Raw genomic sequence first — 16,212 nt, forward strand, 5'->3', positions numbered from 1 at the left:
AACTTGAAGGTGTTTTTTATTTGTCTCATCTTAGGGGGTCAGTCCCGATCCCTGTGCTTTTTTATTTTGGACTAATACGTTTCAACGGCTTGAATGGCGTCGACAATTTGTTCTTTGGAATAGTTTCCAATCAAACAAAAGGTTTCGTCTGCACGTGCAGCATGGCTTGCCACTGTATATGCTGCTTCTTCCAGTTGAGTTTTAATGCCAAGCTCGCGCATATTCTTAGGCAATCCGAGTGTTTGATAAAGCTGAAGTAGTTCCTCTACCTCGGCCATTCGTTTTTCTGCCGCAAGCTGGACGAGGATACCATAGGCCACTTTCTGTCCATGTAATACATGGTGCGTTTCCTCAATAAACGTTAATCCATTATGGACGGCATGGGCGCCTGCCATTCTTCCGTAGCGCCCCCCATAGCCTCCGACCGTTCCGGCTAATGTAATAATTGTATCAGTTACATCCGCAAATGCTTGCGAATGCTGCCCTGTTTTCAAGCTGTGAACAGCTTCCTCACTATGGGAAAGAAGAATGTCTCGAACGGACACCGATTGCTTTAATGCAGCATGCACCATGAGCGGTAAGGACTCCTCTGTGTTTCGAATAATGGCCTCCGCTTCATACCATTTCGCCAGCGTATCTCCAATACCGCTTTGAAGGTAGGAAAGAGGAGAGGAAAGCAAAAAAGTATGATCAATGAGGGTGAGATAACTGGATCGTTTATGATAATCGACTCTCATGAAGTTCCCTTTGTCATCATAAATAACGCTGAGCGGTGTAGATGCCGCACATGTACCCGGGATGGTTGGAACCATGATCACTTCAATTTGAAGAGCATCTGCAACTGATTTGGCGGTATCTAAAATGGTGCCGCCCCCAATTCCAATGATCACATCTGCCCCTTTAATTTCGTCTGCGATTCGTGTCATCGCATTGGGTGAACTGTAGCCTTTGTGCTGGACAACAGGCCAGTGAGACGGCAGCTTTGTGTACGTTGAAAAAGCATGATAGGAATGATGTCCAGTCACGACAGCGGGCGACTGGAAGGATGGCGAAACAAGTGAATCGAGTTTATGATAAATCCCTTTTTGAGAAATAAATTGGTTTGGACCACTTCTGACGATATCCTCTGGCTGGATCATAGAGCTCTACTCCTTTACAACACAGTATAGTCCATAAATCATCTCACTTTACAGAAAGTTCTGTCAATGTTAATTAATATGAGGAGAAAGACCCTTCCGTTTTATGGAATTGAGCCGCCGACATTGCCTTTAGGTATGTATTTCCTGTATGATAAAGAATGGTATGTTTTGATTAAATTTAAGAGGTGTTTATATATATGGAAAAACAATATCGTGTATTACTTTACTATCAATATGTCCCCATCGAGGACCCAGAGACGTTTACAGCAGAGCATCTAGCATTCTGTAAGGAGCTTGGTTTGTTAGGGCGTATTCTTGTTTCATCTGAAGGCTTAAATGGAACTGTTTCTGGAACCATTGAACAAACGGACAAGTACATGCAAGCATTAAAAGAAGATCCGCGCTTTGCGTCAATGCCGATTAAAATTGACGAAGCAGATGGTCATGCGTTTAAGAAAATGCACGTCCGCCATCGAAATGAATTGGTGAATTTAAGTCTTGAAGATGATGTGAATCCGCTAGAATTAACGGGTAAACATCTTAGTCCAGTTGAATTTTACGAGCAAATGCAATCACCTGATACTGTTGTGATTGATGCGCGTAATGATTATGAATTTGATGTAGGTCATTTCAGAGGTGCGGTGCGTCCTGACATTGAAACATTCCGTGAATTACCTGAGTGGATTCGTGACAACAAGGAGATTCTTGAAGGGAAAAAAATCCTGACGTATTGTACAGGCGGCGTCCGCTGTGAGAAATTCTCAGGATGGTTAAAGCGTGAAGGCTTTGAAGATGTATCCCAGCTTGACGGTGGAATTGTCACGTACGGAAAAGACCCGGAAGTCCAAGGAAAGCTATGGGATGGTCAGTGTTATGTGTTTGATAACCGCTTAACCGTGCCAGTCAACCAAACAGAGCATGTAGTTGTCGGAAAAGATTTCTTCACTGGTGAGCCATGCGAACGTTATGTGAACTGTGCGAACCCTGCATGTAACCGCAAAATGATTGCAACAGAAGAAAGTGAGCATAAATATATGCGCAGCTGCAGTCATGAATGCCGCACAAGCGAACGTAACCTATATGTAAAACAGCATAATTTATCTGAAGAAGACGTTCAAGAAAGACTAGCTGTGATTGAAAAAGAACAAGTGGTCTCATAAGGATAAAAGGGTCTCCCTTTTATCCTTTTTTCTTTGCATGATACATGTTCAGAAGGGAAAAGGTAGACATTTCCTCTTTCCTTTTTGTTTTGTTTTTTTCAATATAAGGGTAAAGGTAGTTAATCAGTCTAATAGATTGAACAGTTGAAAAGGCGCTTTCTTTTGAAATAAGCATGTTCGACTATATCAGAAAATGAAGAATTGAGAGATAATATAACAGGCGGAAAAATGAACAAAGGTAAAGGTTCAGATTAGAAAATATTTTCAGGTGGAATGAAAAATGAACTGTTATGAAAGAAAGACGCTTGCTCGACACATGTTTGGTATTTTAATTGAAAGGTGTTATGAACATGAATCATTTGCATCGTAGAATGGGAACTTTCGCTTTAATGATGGTAGGGCTTGGCTCAATCATTGGGTCAGGATGGCTTTTTGGTGCTTGGCGTGCCGCGCAAATTGCCGGCCCTGCAGCTATTTTGTCTTGGCTGATTGGGATGGTTGTCATTTTATTTATCGCATTGTCTTATAGTGAACTCGGGTCGATGTTTCCAGAGGCAGGCGGAATGGTTAAATATACGCAATATTCACATGGCTCTTTTATTGGATTTATCGCCGCTTGGGCAAACTGGATTGCGATTGTCTCAGTGATTCCTGTTGAGGCAGTGGCTTCCGTTCAATACATGAGCTCATGGCCTTGGGAGTGGGCAAAGTGGACAAGCCATTTGGTCACAAAAGGGGTTTTGACGACAGAGGGGCTTATGGTTGCTAGTGTGCTGCTGGTGATTTATTTTCTGCTCAATTATTGGACAGTTGGGTTGTTTTCAAAGGCGAATACATTCATTACGATTTTTAAAATCGTCATTCCAGGATTAACAATTGGTGCGCTCTTATTCGTAGGATTTCATAGTGAGAATTTTACTTCTGGAACAAGTATTGCGCCGAACGGCTGGGCGAGTGTGCTCACAGCTGTCGCAACATCAGGGATTGTGTTTGCTTTTAATGGCTTCCAAAGCCCGATTAATATGGCAGGAGAAGCGAAAAATCCAGGGCGTTCGATTCCAATCGCCATTGTTGGATCGATTTTGATTGCAACGGTCATTTATGTGCTGCTGCAAATCGCTTTTATTGGCGCTGTCGATCCATCAATGATTGTGAATGGCTGGGGGCATTTGAATTTCAACTCGCCATTTGCTGACCTTGCCATTGCGCTGGGGATTAACTGGCTTGTTCTGATTTTATATGCAGATGCGTTTGTGTCACCTTCTGGCACAGGGATTACGTATACGGCGACGACGTCTCGTATGATTTATGGGATGGAAAAAAACAAATACTTGCCGAGTGTGCTTGGCCGTTTGCATCCGATTTACGGCGTGCCTCGTCCAGCCATGTTTTTTAACTTAGCTGTATCGTTTATCTTTCTGTTTTTATTTAGAGGCTGGGGCGTACTTGCTGAAATTATCTCAGTAGCGACGCTGATTTCCTATCTGACAGGGCCTGTTACGGTCATGACGCTTAGAAAGACAGGGATAGATTTGTATCGTCCATTGCGAATAAAAGGACTCAGTATCATTGCACCTTTAGGCTTTGTCTTTGCATCATTGACGATGTATTGGGCAAGATGGCCGTTAACAGGACAGGTGCTGTTCATTATTCTCATTGGTCTTCCCATCTATTTTTACTATCAAGCAAAAGCGAAGTGGAAGGGCTTTGGCCGTAACTTTAAAGCAGGTGCTTGGATGGTTGTGTATCTACTTGTGATGATGACGATTTCTTGTCTTGGCAGTGATAAATTCGGCGGCTACAATGTCATTCATTATGGCTGGGATATGGCACTCATTGCAGTTGTGGCCTTGCTATTTTATATGTGGGCACTTAAAAGTGGATTTGAAACAGAGTTTTTAGAAGATGCGAAAAAAATCAATGATGAACTGCGTGCTTCTCAAAAAGAAGCCGCATCATCTAAGGAATAAAGTATGAAGGCTGCCTGAACATTGCGGGCAGCCTGTTTTATTTTGATGAGCTATGCATGACATGTCGCTTCAGCCAAGTGGTGATGCCGTGTAAAACGGCCGCTGTGACAAGAGAGATGAACAAATATCTCCATAGTTGATCTATGCCTTGTCCACTGAGCCAAAAAACCATTCCTAGAAAAACGAGGGTAAAAATGAGCATGAATACAAAAGATGCTGACCAGAAAAAAGCTTTCATAGAAGGTCACCTCCTCGGAGTATTGTATGCAGGCTGAAGGAGGATCAGACCAGCAAGAAAAAGAGTAGAGTTTTCATGAAATCTATTGTAAAAGTCAGATGAAAACCCGTAGTGATTGGACAGTTGCGTGAAGATGAGAGCATATTTTGAGTGAAGATTGCGGGCGGAAAAAGAGCTCTTATTGGTATGAAACCCTGATTCAGCAAAATGGAGAGAATAAAATACGAAAACGCCAATCACCTTATTAGCGGGTGGTTGGCGTTTTTCTGCGTTCACTCTATTGGCAAAATCATATTGTTCAAGTTGTTCTAAAATGATAGTCTAATAACATATTGTAAAAATTAGTTAAAAATCCATTATGAGAAAGAAGGATGCTTATATGATGACGATCCTTTTTATGTTCTTCTTAGTGTTCTTTATTTTTTATGCTTTGAATTATATAGGTCAGAAATTAATTGCGGACGAATACCCAGTAAAGCATGAATTGATTGTGATTCTGTCAGCTGTTGAAGGAGTTCTTGTGTTTGTACTTGTTGGAATGAATGAGAAATTCCCTTTTTTTTAAATCGTTCATTTCCATCACAGCTTGCTCTCTACTTTCATTATACCCCGATTAAAAAACAATTTATAGACTGTTTTCCGCCCAGATCAGCCCGTATTGTGATACACAAGTCAAAAATGATAAGGGGAGTGGCCATATGAGCGATCAGAAACATGTCTTAGATCCTGGGCCGTTTTTTCATGGGACGAAAGCAGAATTGAAGATGGGGGGCCTGCTTGAACCGTTGTATGTATCCAATTATCAGGATAAAAAATCGAACTATATCTATTTTACGGGAACATTAAACGCGGCCAAATGGGGTGCTGAATTGGCAAGGTCTGATTCAAAAGAGAGAATTTATATTGTAGAACCATTAGGTGCGTTTGAACATGATCCGAATGTGACGGATCAAAAATTCCCTGGAAACCCAACCCGTTCTTATCGATCAAAATCTCCTTTAAAAATAGTCGCTGAATTAGGTGTATGGGAAAGGCATTCTGATGAAGAAATCAACCATATGCGGGCCTCTTTAAAAAAGTTAAGTGAAGAAGGAAAACATGTGATATACGATTGATTCTGACGTGATGTCACCTACATGAAAGAAGACCGCCTAAACATTTATACATTGGGCGGTCTTTTGTGATCAGTATAGTGTGTGTTTACTGTAAAAGATTCACCTTTATCGAAACAACGCATTCATCAGCTCATCAAATGTGTTTGCTTTTTTCAATGAATGAATGCGGTCTGGGCTGTCCAGTAAATCGACGGCTTGCTCGAAAAATTGGTTCATGCAGGCAGCGTCATCCTTATGAATGGCTAATAAGAAAATAAGAGACACTCGATCTCCCTGCCAGTCAATCGGCTCCTTTAGTTGTGCAATGGCTACGCAGGAGGTGCCTTCATTTGTGATGAGTGGGTGCGGCATCGCAATCCCCTTGCCAAGATAGGTAGATGCCATTTGCTCACGCTCCAGCACTGAGAAGCGAAAAGAAGACGATACAAGCTGATGCGCCTCTAATCGGCTGCATAGCGTATCTAATACCTCTTCTTTGCTGGAGAGGTCCGCATCCAATAGGGTCAATCGTTCTTGAAAAAATGCCATCAGCTCCTGCGAAGGTGAGCCGTGTCCGTTTAATAAATGAATGATCTCACTCACACGCTGGACATCATGATGTTCAAAAAAAGCATTCACTTGAATGAGCGGTTTCCCCTTTGGTGCGAGAGGTACGGTTGTAATAATCACATCACATGGCAAAGTCGTGCTAAAAGCGTAATCCTGATAAGAATAAAGCTCAACAATCTCAAGTTCATGCTGAAAGGCGGCCTTCAATTTAATTTCAAGCAGCCGTGCGGTCCCTAGTCCAGACCCGCACACAATAATGGCTTTCTTTTTTTGCGAGGTGTCGAGCTGACTTCTTTCAAATGAAGCAGCGATGTGTAAGGCAACATATGCCGCCTCATCTTCATTTGGCGTACGCACCAGTTTTAAAGCATTCAGACCGCTGACAGCCAAATCAAACGGATAAGGATAAGATGTTTTGATCTCATGCAAAAGCGGATTTTGTAAAGACACGCCGTATTGAATTCGATTTAATAATGGCTTCATATGAAGCATCAAATCTTGACGCAAGATATCGTCATTAGCAAAACGATGTCCGCTTGTCCTTTCAATGTGCTGGAGAAATCGTGTCACTGCCTGCTGTACTTCCTCTGTCGTTTGGTGCTGGTCGGCCTCTTTCCACGTTTGATTCGCCAAGAGGTGCATCACTAAGTAATCTGTTTCATCCTCTGACAAGGTCACGTGAAAAGTGTCGCTCACCTGCTGAGTGATCTTTTTGGCAATTCTCGTTAACACAGGTGACCTTTGTGTGCGTGTGGTGCTGGCAGATATTCGCTGTTTTTTTCGTGTTTGCTGAATGGCAATCGCTAAATGAATCACCAAATTTTTTAGGGCAATGTCTTTAATGAGCAACGATTCTTGATATAGGTTCGTGAGCACAATGGACCGAATGGTTTCAAGTGAAATATCAGGAAAATGAAGCTGTTCCCGCTCGGTAATATTGGAAAGTGCAGGCTCTTCTTCAAGCAGTAAGTCTGCATAGCACGTTCTTTTTTGCAATTCGTCTCCCTCGACTTTTAAGCCAAATCCGGACTTTGAGACAAGGGTCATGCCGTAACGGGCTAACAGTTCCCGTCCTTTTTTTAAATCACTGCTGACCGTCATGCGGCTGATGAACAACTCCTCTGCCAGCTGATCAATTTTTAAGTAATCTGATTGAAGCAATAGCTTTCTCATCATAAATCGTACACGCTCTTCTGGCATGACGGGTACGAGGGAGCGGGCAGGAAGTTTTTGTTGATGAAGCCAAAGCAGGAAAGCGTCTTGGTCACTTGTTAAGAGTGTATACCCCTTCCCGCGTATCGTCTTAATCATGGCCCCGGCTTGTTTTAACAGCTCGTTTGCTTCTTTGATTAAGTTGCGGATGGAGCGGTCAGATAAGCGAAAAGAGGCAGTTAGCTCCTCTAGCTTCACGAACCCTTTCGTTTCAAATAGCCGCTGAATGAGCTGATAGGTTCGAGTATCTGCCGTCATCATCATTGCGCCGCTCCTTGTGACTGTAAGGCATCAGTTCCAAGGGCGATTGCTCCCATTAAACCAGATAATCCGTCAAAGGAAGGCTTTGTGACAATTTCATGTAATGGCTTTGGTAATTGTAAGTAGCCGCAAAGCCGCTTGTCTGCTTCTTCAAGGATAAGCGGCAGCATGGCTGGCTGTTTCATCACACCTCCGCCAAGAATGATACGTTCTGGTGAAAGGGTGAGTAATAAATTTGCGGCCATTTGCCCGAGATAGTAGGCGTGAAGTGCCCAGGCAGGATGATCCTCTGGCAGCATCTGTGCCAGTGTATGATAGCGTCCTTCTATGGCAGGACCAGATGCCAGTCCCTCTAGACAATCATGGTGGATTGGGCAGCAGCCCCCATAGGTGTCATGAGGGTGGCGCTGGACTGTGATATGACCCATTTCTGGATGAAGCAGTCCATGGATGAGACGGTTTTCAATATAGGCACCGCCACCGATGCCAGTCCCAACGGTGATGTAGACCAAAGAAGAAGGCTTTTCTGCTTCAGCCGAAAAGCGGACTTCCCCGAGCGCAGCACAGTTGACATCAGTATCAAGCTTCATCGGGAGACCGAGCGCTTGTTTTAAGGTAGAGAGGAATGGAAATTGGCGCCAGGCTGTTTTGGGTGTGTCTAAAATCGTCCCATAGCTTGTACTCTGTTCTTTTACATCAACAGGCCCGAATGCACCAATTCCAATCGCATCGACTGGATGCGCTGTAAAGTAATCGATCACTTGCCGGCATGTTTCATCTGGATCTCCTGTTGGAAAGGAAGTCTTGTGTTCAATCGTTCCATCTGTTGTTCCGTAGCCGCAGACAAATTTTGTACCGCCTGCTTCAATGCCTCCAATTCGCATGATCATTGCCCTCCATTAGAGAGGGGCGGAATCCAAATGGATCCCGCCCCTACATGTTCATTTTTTCTTTACAATGTAGGTTTGTACCTGACAAGGTGTGAGCGGTTCAATCTGTAATGATCCATGTTGTGCTTTCAGTATGTGGCCTTCAGGTGTTTCGCCTAAATTCGCTGTTTCTCCGTGTTGTAGAGATGAACTATTGATTGAAGCGGCTGTTTGACGCGTTAAATATGGATTGAAGAGACGAATGACAATGCCTGTTCCATGCTCCTCTTTTTTCAAAGCGCTTAGAATGGCTCCGTCTGTTTCAATGTCAAGCAGGCTATAAGTAGATTGTAAGTCTTCTTTTTCATCTCGGAAAGAGAAAATTAAACGACCGTTTAAAAAGTCTGCCCGTTCATAGCATTGCACTGGGGTGGTATACCGCTTGGCAAGCTGCGCTAAGTGTCCTTCGCTTACCGCTTCCTTGCTATAATGCATGCCGAAGGAGAACGATAGCGCGCCTTGAAGCTGGGCGTCAGGTGTTTCAACGATTTTTTCTCCAGACGCTCGGCCTGGACGGTAAAGTAGATTTTCTTTCCCCATTTTTCCGAAACAACGGAAGAGTGTATAAGCAATTGTTGTGTAGCCTTCGCCTGTGATTTGGTATTCTCTTACGCAGTCGGTCAACAGAGCGACCCCATATGATTCATCACGAAGGGCAACAAATGATTGCATCGGTTCAATGGTGATCGGTTTTTCTTCCCAATGCTCCTTGCTCCACCATTCAAGCTCTTGCGTCAGCTCTGTTGGACGTTCGATTGTGCCAAACTGCTGATCGCTTAGTGATACGTTTGATGCGATACCTGTATCAAAAAGTACACGCAGACGATGGTCTAATGCACGGTTATCAACATCCACATGAAAACGAATGACCGCTTCGTCTTGATTTAAAGCGACTTTTGCTGTGATCGGAAGAGAGGTCGTCACCTTTTGCTGTGAGCGTTCCTCTAAGTCATATGGAACCGTGAGATGAAGCTGGATGGTCAGTTCTTCTTGCAGCCCACTTTTAGACACGGTGATATTGGCGGATGAGATATCTTGAGATGATACATAAAGGTCCTCACGTGGTGGTGAATAGTTATAGGAATCCCCGTCGTCTCCGTTGTCTTCAAAGATCATTTGCTCAGAGAATGTTCGGCCTGTCTGTTTATCCGTGATCTCTAATGTTCCATTGTCATTTGCCGCAATGCGGTAATACGTATTTTCAATGATACGGTCATCCGTCTGCTCCCAAACGGATTCGCTTGATTCATCGAAAACCATGCTGACTTGTGTATACCCAACGGAAGGTAAGTCGACGGCTTCAATGAGTAGAACGGCTTTCCAGACTTGCTTAGGGATGTACACCTCTTTGCTTGGGTTAAGAGAAATTTGCTGTGCTAAGACATAATCAGTCACATCGGTTTTGCTTTTCACTGTGTAGTGAAGGGTGTGTCCGTTCGCGTCTTTCAGCGTAAATGGCCGTTCCGTTATAAAGGTTTCGACTTCAATGACTTCAGAGCGCTTTGAAGGCAGGGTATTAAATAAAGTGAACGTGATTTCTTGCTCTGTCTGTAATCGAATGGTGATGAGACGCATGTGTAAGTCCACAAGGTTCTCGGCGATTTCTTTTGCCTGCTTATAGCGGAAGAAGACATCTTGATTCGTCGTGTCACTATTACAGCCGCCAATGCTGTCATGCGCTGCATTTTCAAACATGAGGTACCAAATATCACGCACTGTGTCATGCGGATAATCGTGCCCGAGTGAATAGCTGATGGTTAAAATGGGCTCCATCACATTGACGAGATAGTTTTCAATTTGATTGTTTAAGATTTTTAAATCTGCTCTTGTTGAAAAAATCGATTTATGAATTCGCATATGCTTGGCATGAATGAGCTCTCCTTGTAATGTGTCAAAGGAAGTCCGCTCTTTCTTCACCGCTGCAATGTAATCTTCCAGACTGCTGATGTGATAGTGATGCTCGTCTAATTCATTGGCTTTTTCTAATAAGTCAGGCAGGTTTTTACGGATTGGCGCCTGGTCAAACCCATTTGGGAAATAGACATTGTTAGTGGTGGCTTTTGCTTGAAGCGCACCGATTTTTTCAGAAAGAAAGGCTTTTAAGTCTTCATCCTTCTCAGGAATATTTCCACCGTAGTAGTAGCCGAATGGCAGATTCACAGCAAAGACTTCACTGCCGTCAGCACCGCGCCAATTAAATTCTGTATGATTCGTCATATGATCCGAAACGCCGCGCCAAAATGCCGTATCTACAATGCCAAAGCCTTGATAAATTTGTGGCATCTGTGCGGATTGACCGAAGGAATCTGGTACATAACCCACTTTCATGACATGTCCGAATTGATGACAGCGCTCTATACCATACTGCAGGTTCCGTACAATCGATTCACCTGAAATGACGAGCTGATCCGTTTGTGTATACCACGGACCGATGATGAGACGTTTGGCCGTGACGAGCTTTTTGATTCGATTCTCGTCCTCTGGACGCCATTTTAGGTAATCATCAAGCAAGGATGCCTGTGCATCGAGCATGAAGTAATGGAACCTTTCATCTGTTTCAAGGGTGTCTAAAATGTCCATTACGTTTTTCATTAAGTAAATACGGGAGCGGGAGGTGGTGAAATACCATTCCCGGTCCCAGTGAGTATGTGGAATCACATGTACATTGACAGTCATTAATTAACGACACCTTTCTTTGTTCAAATTATCCTTCTAGCACAAGGTCAAAATCGTCTTCTTCTTTCTGCTTCTGATCGTGTTCTGGTTTTTGTGGTTCTTTTTTCTCAGAGAAATTCACAAGCAGGTTGGCGCCAATTCCGATGACGAGCGCGCCAGTTAGGGCACCGATCAAATACGCCCACCAGTTTCCTACTGAGAAGAAGCCATATAGTCCGCCAATTGGCGGCATGATGTCATGAACACCTAATAAGGCAGCGACCCCGCTTCCAGCCGCACAAGCGACGACATTCAGCGGAATCAATTTCAAAGGATTGACGAGGGTAAAAGGAATGGCTCCTTCTGTAATCCCGATAACGCCCATAACCAAGCCGCCTCGTCCGGCTTCTCTAAAGGTAGGGGAGAAGTTGCGTTTTCGAATCAATGTGGCAAGCCCGTATCCAAGTGGCGGAATGACAATGGCAATATTGACGAGAATGGCAGGAAGATACACACCTGATAAGAAGAGGGCGTTACCAGCCATCCAAGCTGATTTATTCACAGGTCCGCCAAGATCGAATCCAATCATTGCGCCTAAAATCAAAGCAAGTGCGAGTGTGCTCGTTCCATCTGCGACCATGCCTTTAATCCATTCAATTAATGCTGTGTTCAAAGCACCTAATGGCCCGCCTAGCAACACCGACATGAGAAGTCCAGTTAAGCCAACAGTAATGAGCGGTAAGATGAGCAGAGGGACGAGTCCAGCTGCGGAGCCTTGAATTTGAATTTTTCTTTTCACAAAGAGGGCGACATATCCGGCAAAGAAACCTGCAATGACGGCGCCAATAAAACCAGCATTTGTTGAGCTGGCAAGAGCTCCGCCGATAAAGCCGGCCGCAAGACCTGATTTATCCGCAATCGAATAGGCAATAAAGCCAGCGAGCAGTACGTTCATTAAGCCAATGCCTGTCCAGCCAACCTGTTCCATCAAATAGGCACCATGTAAAATGCCGCCTGCATCCTTATAGGCATTTAAATCTGACACACCAAAACCTAAACCGACTAGTTTGGCTAAACCAACGATAAGTGAAGCTCCGATGATGACCGGTAGAATATAAGAAATACCGGTCATAAGATGGCCTTCAATGACTTTTAATTTTGCTTTCATTCTGCTTTGCTCCTTTCTATATGGCATTGCTCTTGTTTATTGAGATTCAGATTTTTTCTTTTCAACTAACGCAACCGCTTTTGTGATAATTTGCTCGGCATTTTTTAAAGCGCGTCCGATTTCGACACGTACTGTGGGAATACCCGAGAAGCGTTCTGCGTCGTTAATATGCTGATTTGAGGCAATGATACAAAGGTCTGCCTGTTTGGCTTCCTCTGCTGTAATGCCATTTACCTGTCCCATAATCCCTTGCTGCTCGATTTTGATCTCGTGTCCAAGCTGTTTACCCGCATTCTCTAATGCTTTTGCTGCCATTGGCGTATGCGCTAATCCTGCTGGACATGAAGTGACACCGACAATTTTCATTGTGTAATCCCCTCTTTCAATTGTTGTTCAATGACCTCGTAATAATAGTCTGCTGTTTGACCGGGTTGAATCTTTTCGATGAAATCAGGTTCCATTAAGCTTGTGGCAATGCCAGACAGTAATTTTAGGTGTGTGACATTGGCCTCTTCTAGTGGAACGAGCAAGGTGAATAAATAGCTCGTTGGTAAATCGTCGAAGCTTCCCCAGTCAATGGGCTGTTCAAGCTCTAAAAAAAGAAGTGAAGCCGTTTGAACAGCAGAGCTTTTTGTATGAGGAATGGCAAAGCCTTGCTGAAGTCCTGTTGAGACTTCGTCTTCGCGTTTCAACAAATCTGTTAATAGCCCCGCGTGATCGTTTGTAATCTGAAGGTCTTCAGCTTTCTCAGAAATATATTGTAAAATCTCATTCTTTGATCGACCGTTTACTTGTGTAAAAACATGATCTTTTTGGAACAAGCTGATCCCTTCTCTCTTGTTTGTTAAGCGCTTACAATTTGATTGTAATGTACTTTTCGATATGGTTAAATAGCATCATTTTCCGTTTGAAATGGCAAAAAGTTTATGAAGCGATCAGACTTGCTAACTGAATATCTCAAATCCTAGCTTAAAACGAGTTTAATTATGTCAAAAATAGATTCTACTAAATGATTTTCTGTGATATTCTTCCAAGGTATTGTAAAAAATAAGGGGGTCTTTTCATGTTCAAAAAGCAGGTCAAATCCTGTGTGGTTGTACTCATGGCTATCATTCTATGTATGGCTGCATTACCTGGGTACGAGGCATCAGCAGTTAGTAAAGGAACAAGTGTCAATGAAGCCATTGGGTTAAAAAATGGTGACGTCATTTCAGGTACATTACAGAATGAAAAAGAAGAGTCATGGTATCAAATTACGCCATCTTCACAAGAGGTGGCAAAATATACACATATGCAAATTTCTGTAAAAAGTAAACAAATGTTATCTGTATCGGTCTATCCAAGTAAGGACAGAGCGATGAAGGATGACACTTATTCGAGATATCGCGCTGACACAGCAAGTGGAGAGACAGAGATTAACTTCCCGCATGCATGGTCAGGTCCTTACTATGTCAAAGTGCTGTATTTAGGTACGGAGGAAGACAGCCGTGATGAGGAAGAGGATGCAGCCTATACAATCGGGTATAAAGGCGCGAATCTCCCGCCATCTGAACCGATTTTCCCTGAAGAAGAAGATCCAGGGATCATCATTATTGAGAAAAAGCATGGACGTGAAATTCTTCAATCCATTCGTACGATCGAGGACAAACGATTCAATGAAACAGCCGATGGTCAGAAACTCACACGTCTGCTGCAAAAAACAAAGCCGTTTCTCAAATCTAAACTCATCAACAATCAAAAAAAGCAGCAAACGGTGTACAATCATTTGCTTACATTAAAATCATTGCTGAATGACGTAGAGAAAAATGGTGCATTCAGCGGTCATATTGTCACAGAGAAAGAGCAACAGGCGATCCGTTCCCTTTTTGATATGCTCAAAGAGGCAAGTCCAGCCTATCTAAAAAAGGAATTAGAAACAGTGGGACAAAAAGTAGGAATTGATCAGCTTGAAGGAAAATCAATCGGTTATGTCCTCGAGAAGCAAAAGCTTGTTCCAGAAGAAAAGGTCAACACAAACAAAATCATCTTTAAATTAAAGGATGGACAAACGCTTCAATCCGCAAAAAAGAAGATGAAAAATTACGGAATTCAAGAAAACCGTGTGACATCTCAATCAGTCAGTCCTTTATTTAAAGGAATGTATGTCTATGATGTTCCAGCAGGGCAAGAGTCAGCTGGAAAAACACTAAAAGCAGGGAAAGCTGTGATCAAAAGCACTGCAAGAAAGCTGTCTAGCATGCCGAATGTTGAATTTGCAGAGCCAGTGCAAACCTATCGTGCGCTCAGCAATGACGTGCAGTATGGATACCAATGGCCTTTGAAAAACAGTGCACAAAACAGCGGGAAAAAAGGCGCTGATGTAAAGTTTGAACAAATGAATTCACTGATTGGCACTAGCAAAATGAAGCAAACGTTAATTGCTGTTGTTGATACAGGTGTCGACAGCCGTTTGTCCGATTTAAGCGGGACGGTTCGCACAGACTTAGGTGCTAACTTGATTGGACGAAATAAAGATGCAATTGATGACAATGGACATGGCACTCATGTGGCAGGCATCATTGCAGCAAAAGCCGATAACCACTATTCTATGGCAGGGCTGAATCAGCATACAGGCATCATTCCAGTCAAGGTGCTGGATGCTTATGGATACGGAGATACAGAGCATATTGCACTTGGAATTAAGCATGCAGTGGACAAAGGCGCAAAGGTCATCAACATGAGTCTTGGCGGCTACTACAGCAGGGTCATTGAATATGCGATGAACTATGCTGCACAAAGAAATGTACTAGTGGTCGTGGCAAGCGGAAATGATGGTATTCCAGAAATGGGATATCCTGCGACTTCAAAATACGCCATGGCAGTTGGCGCAAGCAACCGCATGGATATTGGCGCTGAGTTCTCAAGCTACGGCAAAGGATTAAGCATGTCAGCACCGGGGTCTGATATTCCAAGTTTAATGCCGGATGGGAATGTCTCATACCTGAGCGGGACATCCATGGCTACACCATACGTTGCAGCAGCAGCAGGATTACTGCTTTCTAAAAATCCAGCCCTGAAACCAAATCAAGTGAGAAATATTTTGCAAAATACAGCAGATAACATCTCATTTCCCTTTGTTGATGGAAATAATGACATTTTCTATGATGAAAATGACGAGCCGATTGTCGATCCGAAGATTCCGGGTATCGATTGGATGACAGGACATGGCAGACTCAATGCTTTTGCCGCATTAAGTGCTGTTGAATTAAACGCATCAGTCAACAAAGTAGAAGATCAGCATCAAAAGGTGACAGGAAAGGCGAAAGCAGGTGCGGCTATTTCTGTGTATAGGGGCAAAACCCTGCTTGGAAAAGGCACGGCAAGCAAAAAGGGAACCTTTAGTGTGAAGATCAAGCATCAGAACAAAAACAAAGTGCTTCACATCAAGATTTCAAAAGGGAAGGCTGCTACTTCTCTCAAAACGGTCGTGAAAAAGGGCAAAGCACCAGCTAAACCGAAGGTGAGTAAAGTCACGGTGAAAAGCAAAACCATCAAAGGGACTGCGGGTGCAGGCTTGACGATCAAGGTGAAGAACAAATCAAAGAAAGTCATTCAAACGGTCAAAACCAATAGCAAAGGCGCATTTACAGCTAAAATCAAGCCGCAAAAAGCCAAAACCGTCTTGTATGTGACAGCTTCAGATGTGAGAAAAAGAGAAAGTAAAGCAGTGAAAGTTGTTGTGAAAAAATAGTGTGAGAGCTTCCCTTTTCTAAAAAAGGGGAGTTTTTTTGTTTTATACTGGAAAAATACCAATTACTGTCGATAGTAAGAAAGTAG

General features: G+C 43.3%; 13 protein-coding genes. 5 read left to right on the top strand and 8 right to left on the bottom strand.

The features are described from left to right. Positions 1 to 71 precede the first annotated feature (71 nt). A complete protein-coding gene (locus tag BA1_RS09460; RefSeq protein ID WP_008358203.1) occupies positions 72 to 1,139 on the bottom strand; it encodes an iron-containing alcohol dehydrogenase family protein in 1,068 nt (355 codons plus the stop codon). Between the two features lie 197 nt (positions 1,140 to 1,336). Between BA1_RS09460 and trhO the strand changes: the two genes are divergently transcribed. Further along, positions 1,337 to 2,299: an oxygen-dependent tRNA uridine(34) hydroxylase TrhO gene (gene trhO / locus BA1_RS09465; RefSeq protein ID WP_008358204.1), complete on the top strand. Its 963-nt coding sequence runs from the start codon at positions 1,337 to 1,339 to the stop codon at positions 2,297 to 2,299. 350 nt (positions 2,300 to 2,649) lie between these two features. Beyond that, positions 2,650 to 4,269: an APC family permease gene (locus tag BA1_RS09470; RefSeq protein ID WP_008358205.1), complete on the top strand. Its 1,620-nt coding sequence runs from the start codon at positions 2,650 to 2,652 to the stop codon at positions 4,267 to 4,269. Between the two features lie 37 nt (positions 4,270 to 4,306). On the opposite strand, the gene BA1_RS09475 is transcribed toward BA1_RS09470, so the two are convergent. Further along, entirely contained in the window at positions 4,307 to 4,507 is a 201-nt protein-coding gene (locus tag BA1_RS09475) for a hypothetical protein (RefSeq protein ID WP_008358206.1), read from the bottom strand. Between the two features lie 382 nt (positions 4,508 to 4,889). Between BA1_RS09475 and BA1_RS09480 the strand changes: the two genes are divergently transcribed. Beyond that, positions 4,890 to 5,072, top strand: a complete 183-nt coding sequence (locus BA1_RS09480; RefSeq protein ID WP_237739208.1) for a hypothetical protein — start codon at positions 4,890 to 4,892, stop codon at positions 5,070 to 5,072. Positions 5,073 to 5,205: 133 nt separating this feature from the next. Next, positions 5,206 to 5,622 (top strand): NAD(+)--rifampin ADP-ribosyltransferase, encoded by a 417-nt coding sequence (gene arr, locus BA1_RS09485; protein ID WP_008358208.1) that lies wholly within the window; start codon positions 5,206 to 5,208, stop codon positions 5,620 to 5,622. A 105-nt stretch (positions 5,623 to 5,727) separates the two neighbouring features. Here arr and BA1_RS09490 read toward each other — a convergent pair whose 3' ends face one another. Genes BA1_RS09490 through BA1_RS09515 form a run of 6 tightly spaced genes read right to left on the bottom strand, consistent with a single transcriptional unit; the run spans position 5,728 to position 13,217 of the window. Then, the gene (locus BA1_RS09490) at positions 5,728 to 7,647 is read right to left on the bottom strand and encodes a BglG family transcription antiterminator (protein ID WP_034738981.1); all 1,920 of its coding nucleotides are present in this window, start codon (positions 7,645 to 7,647) and stop codon (positions 5,728 to 5,730) included. Then, positions 7,644 to 8,528 (bottom strand): ROK family protein, encoded by an 885-nt coding sequence (locus tag BA1_RS09495; RefSeq protein ID WP_008358210.1) that lies wholly within the window; start codon positions 8,526 to 8,528, stop codon positions 7,644 to 7,646. The genes BA1_RS09490 and BA1_RS09495 overlap by 4 nt, the downstream gene beginning before the upstream one ends. A 57-nt stretch (positions 8,529 to 8,585) precedes the next feature. Further along, positions 8,586 to 11,249 carry a mannosylglycerate hydrolase gene (gene mngB / locus BA1_RS09500; RefSeq protein ID WP_008358211.1) on the bottom strand — a complete coding sequence of 888 codons (2,664 nt, stop codon included), beginning with the start codon at positions 11,247 to 11,249 and terminating at the stop codon, positions 8,586 to 8,588. A 28-nt stretch (positions 11,250 to 11,277) separates the two neighbouring features. Then, complete coding sequence (locus BA1_RS09505; RefSeq protein WP_008358212.1) at positions 11,278 to 12,396, bottom strand: PTS fructose transporter subunit IIC; 1,119 nt, start codon at positions 12,394 to 12,396, stop codon at positions 11,278 to 11,280. A gap of 36 nt (positions 12,397 to 12,432) precedes the next feature. Then, complete coding sequence (locus tag BA1_RS09510) at positions 12,433 to 12,762, bottom strand: PTS fructose transporter subunit IIB (protein ID WP_007498438.1); 330 nt, start codon at positions 12,760 to 12,762, stop codon at positions 12,433 to 12,435. After that, on the bottom strand, positions 12,759 to 13,217 hold the full coding sequence (locus BA1_RS09515; RefSeq protein WP_008358213.1) for a PTS sugar transporter subunit IIA: 459 nt from the start codon (positions 13,215 to 13,217) through the stop codon (positions 12,759 to 12,761). Before BA1_RS09515 ends, BA1_RS09510 begins: the two co-directional genes overlap by 4 nt. A 242-nt stretch (positions 13,218 to 13,459) precedes the next feature. Here BA1_RS09515 and BA1_RS09520 point away from each other — a divergent pair, with 242 nt between their 5' ends. Then, positions 13,460 to 16,126 carry a S8 family peptidase gene (locus tag BA1_RS09520; RefSeq protein ID WP_008358214.1) on the top strand — a complete coding sequence of 889 codons (2,667 nt, stop codon included), beginning with the start codon at positions 13,460 to 13,462 and terminating at the stop codon, positions 16,124 to 16,126. Positions 16,127 to 16,212: the final 86 nt, after the last annotated feature.

The organism is Bacillus xiamenensis, assembly GCF_000300535.1.
GTDB lineage: Bacteria > Bacillota > Bacilli > Bacillales > Bacillaceae > Bacillus > Bacillus xiamenensis.

Coding starts and splice junctions, on each gene's coding strand:
- BA1_RS09470 (WP_008358205.1), top strand. CDS start 2,650: ATGAATCATTTGCATCGTAGAATGGGAACTTTCGCTTTAATGATGGTA.
- BA1_RS09475 (WP_008358206.1), bottom strand. CDS start 4,507: ATGAAAGCTTTTTTCTGGTCAGCATCTTTTGTATTCATGCTCATTTTT.
- BA1_RS09460 (WP_008358203.1), bottom strand. CDS start 1,139: ATGATCCAGCCAGAGGATATCGTCAGAAGTGGTCCAAACCAATTTATT.
- BA1_RS09490 (WP_034738981.1), bottom strand. CDS start 7,647: ATGATGATGACGGCAGATACTCGAACCTATCAGCTCATTCAGCGGCTA.
- arr (WP_008358208.1), top strand. CDS start 5,206: ATGAGCGATCAGAAACATGTCTTAGATCCTGGGCCGTTTTTTCATGGG.
- trhO (WP_008358204.1), top strand. CDS start 1,337: ATGGAAAAACAATATCGTGTATTACTTTACTATCAATATGTCCCCATC.
- BA1_RS09480 (WP_237739208.1), top strand. CDS start 4,890: ATGACGATCCTTTTTATGTTCTTCTTAGTGTTCTTTATTTTTTATGCT.
- mngB (WP_008358211.1), bottom strand. CDS start 11,249: ATGACTGTCAATGTACATGTGATTCCACATACTCACTGGGACCGGGAA.
- BA1_RS09495 (WP_008358210.1), bottom strand. CDS start 8,528: ATGCGAATTGGAGGCATTGAAGCAGGCGGTACAAAATTTGTCTGCGGC.
- BA1_RS09505 (WP_008358212.1), bottom strand. CDS start 12,396: ATGAAAGCAAAATTAAAAGTCATTGAAGGCCATCTTATGACCGGTATT.
- BA1_RS09510 (WP_007498438.1), bottom strand. CDS start 12,762: ATGAAAATTGTCGGTGTCACTTCATGTCCAGCAGGATTAGCGCATACG.
- BA1_RS09520 (WP_008358214.1), top strand. CDS start 13,460: ATGTTCAAAAAGCAGGTCAAATCCTGTGTGGTTGTACTCATGGCTATC.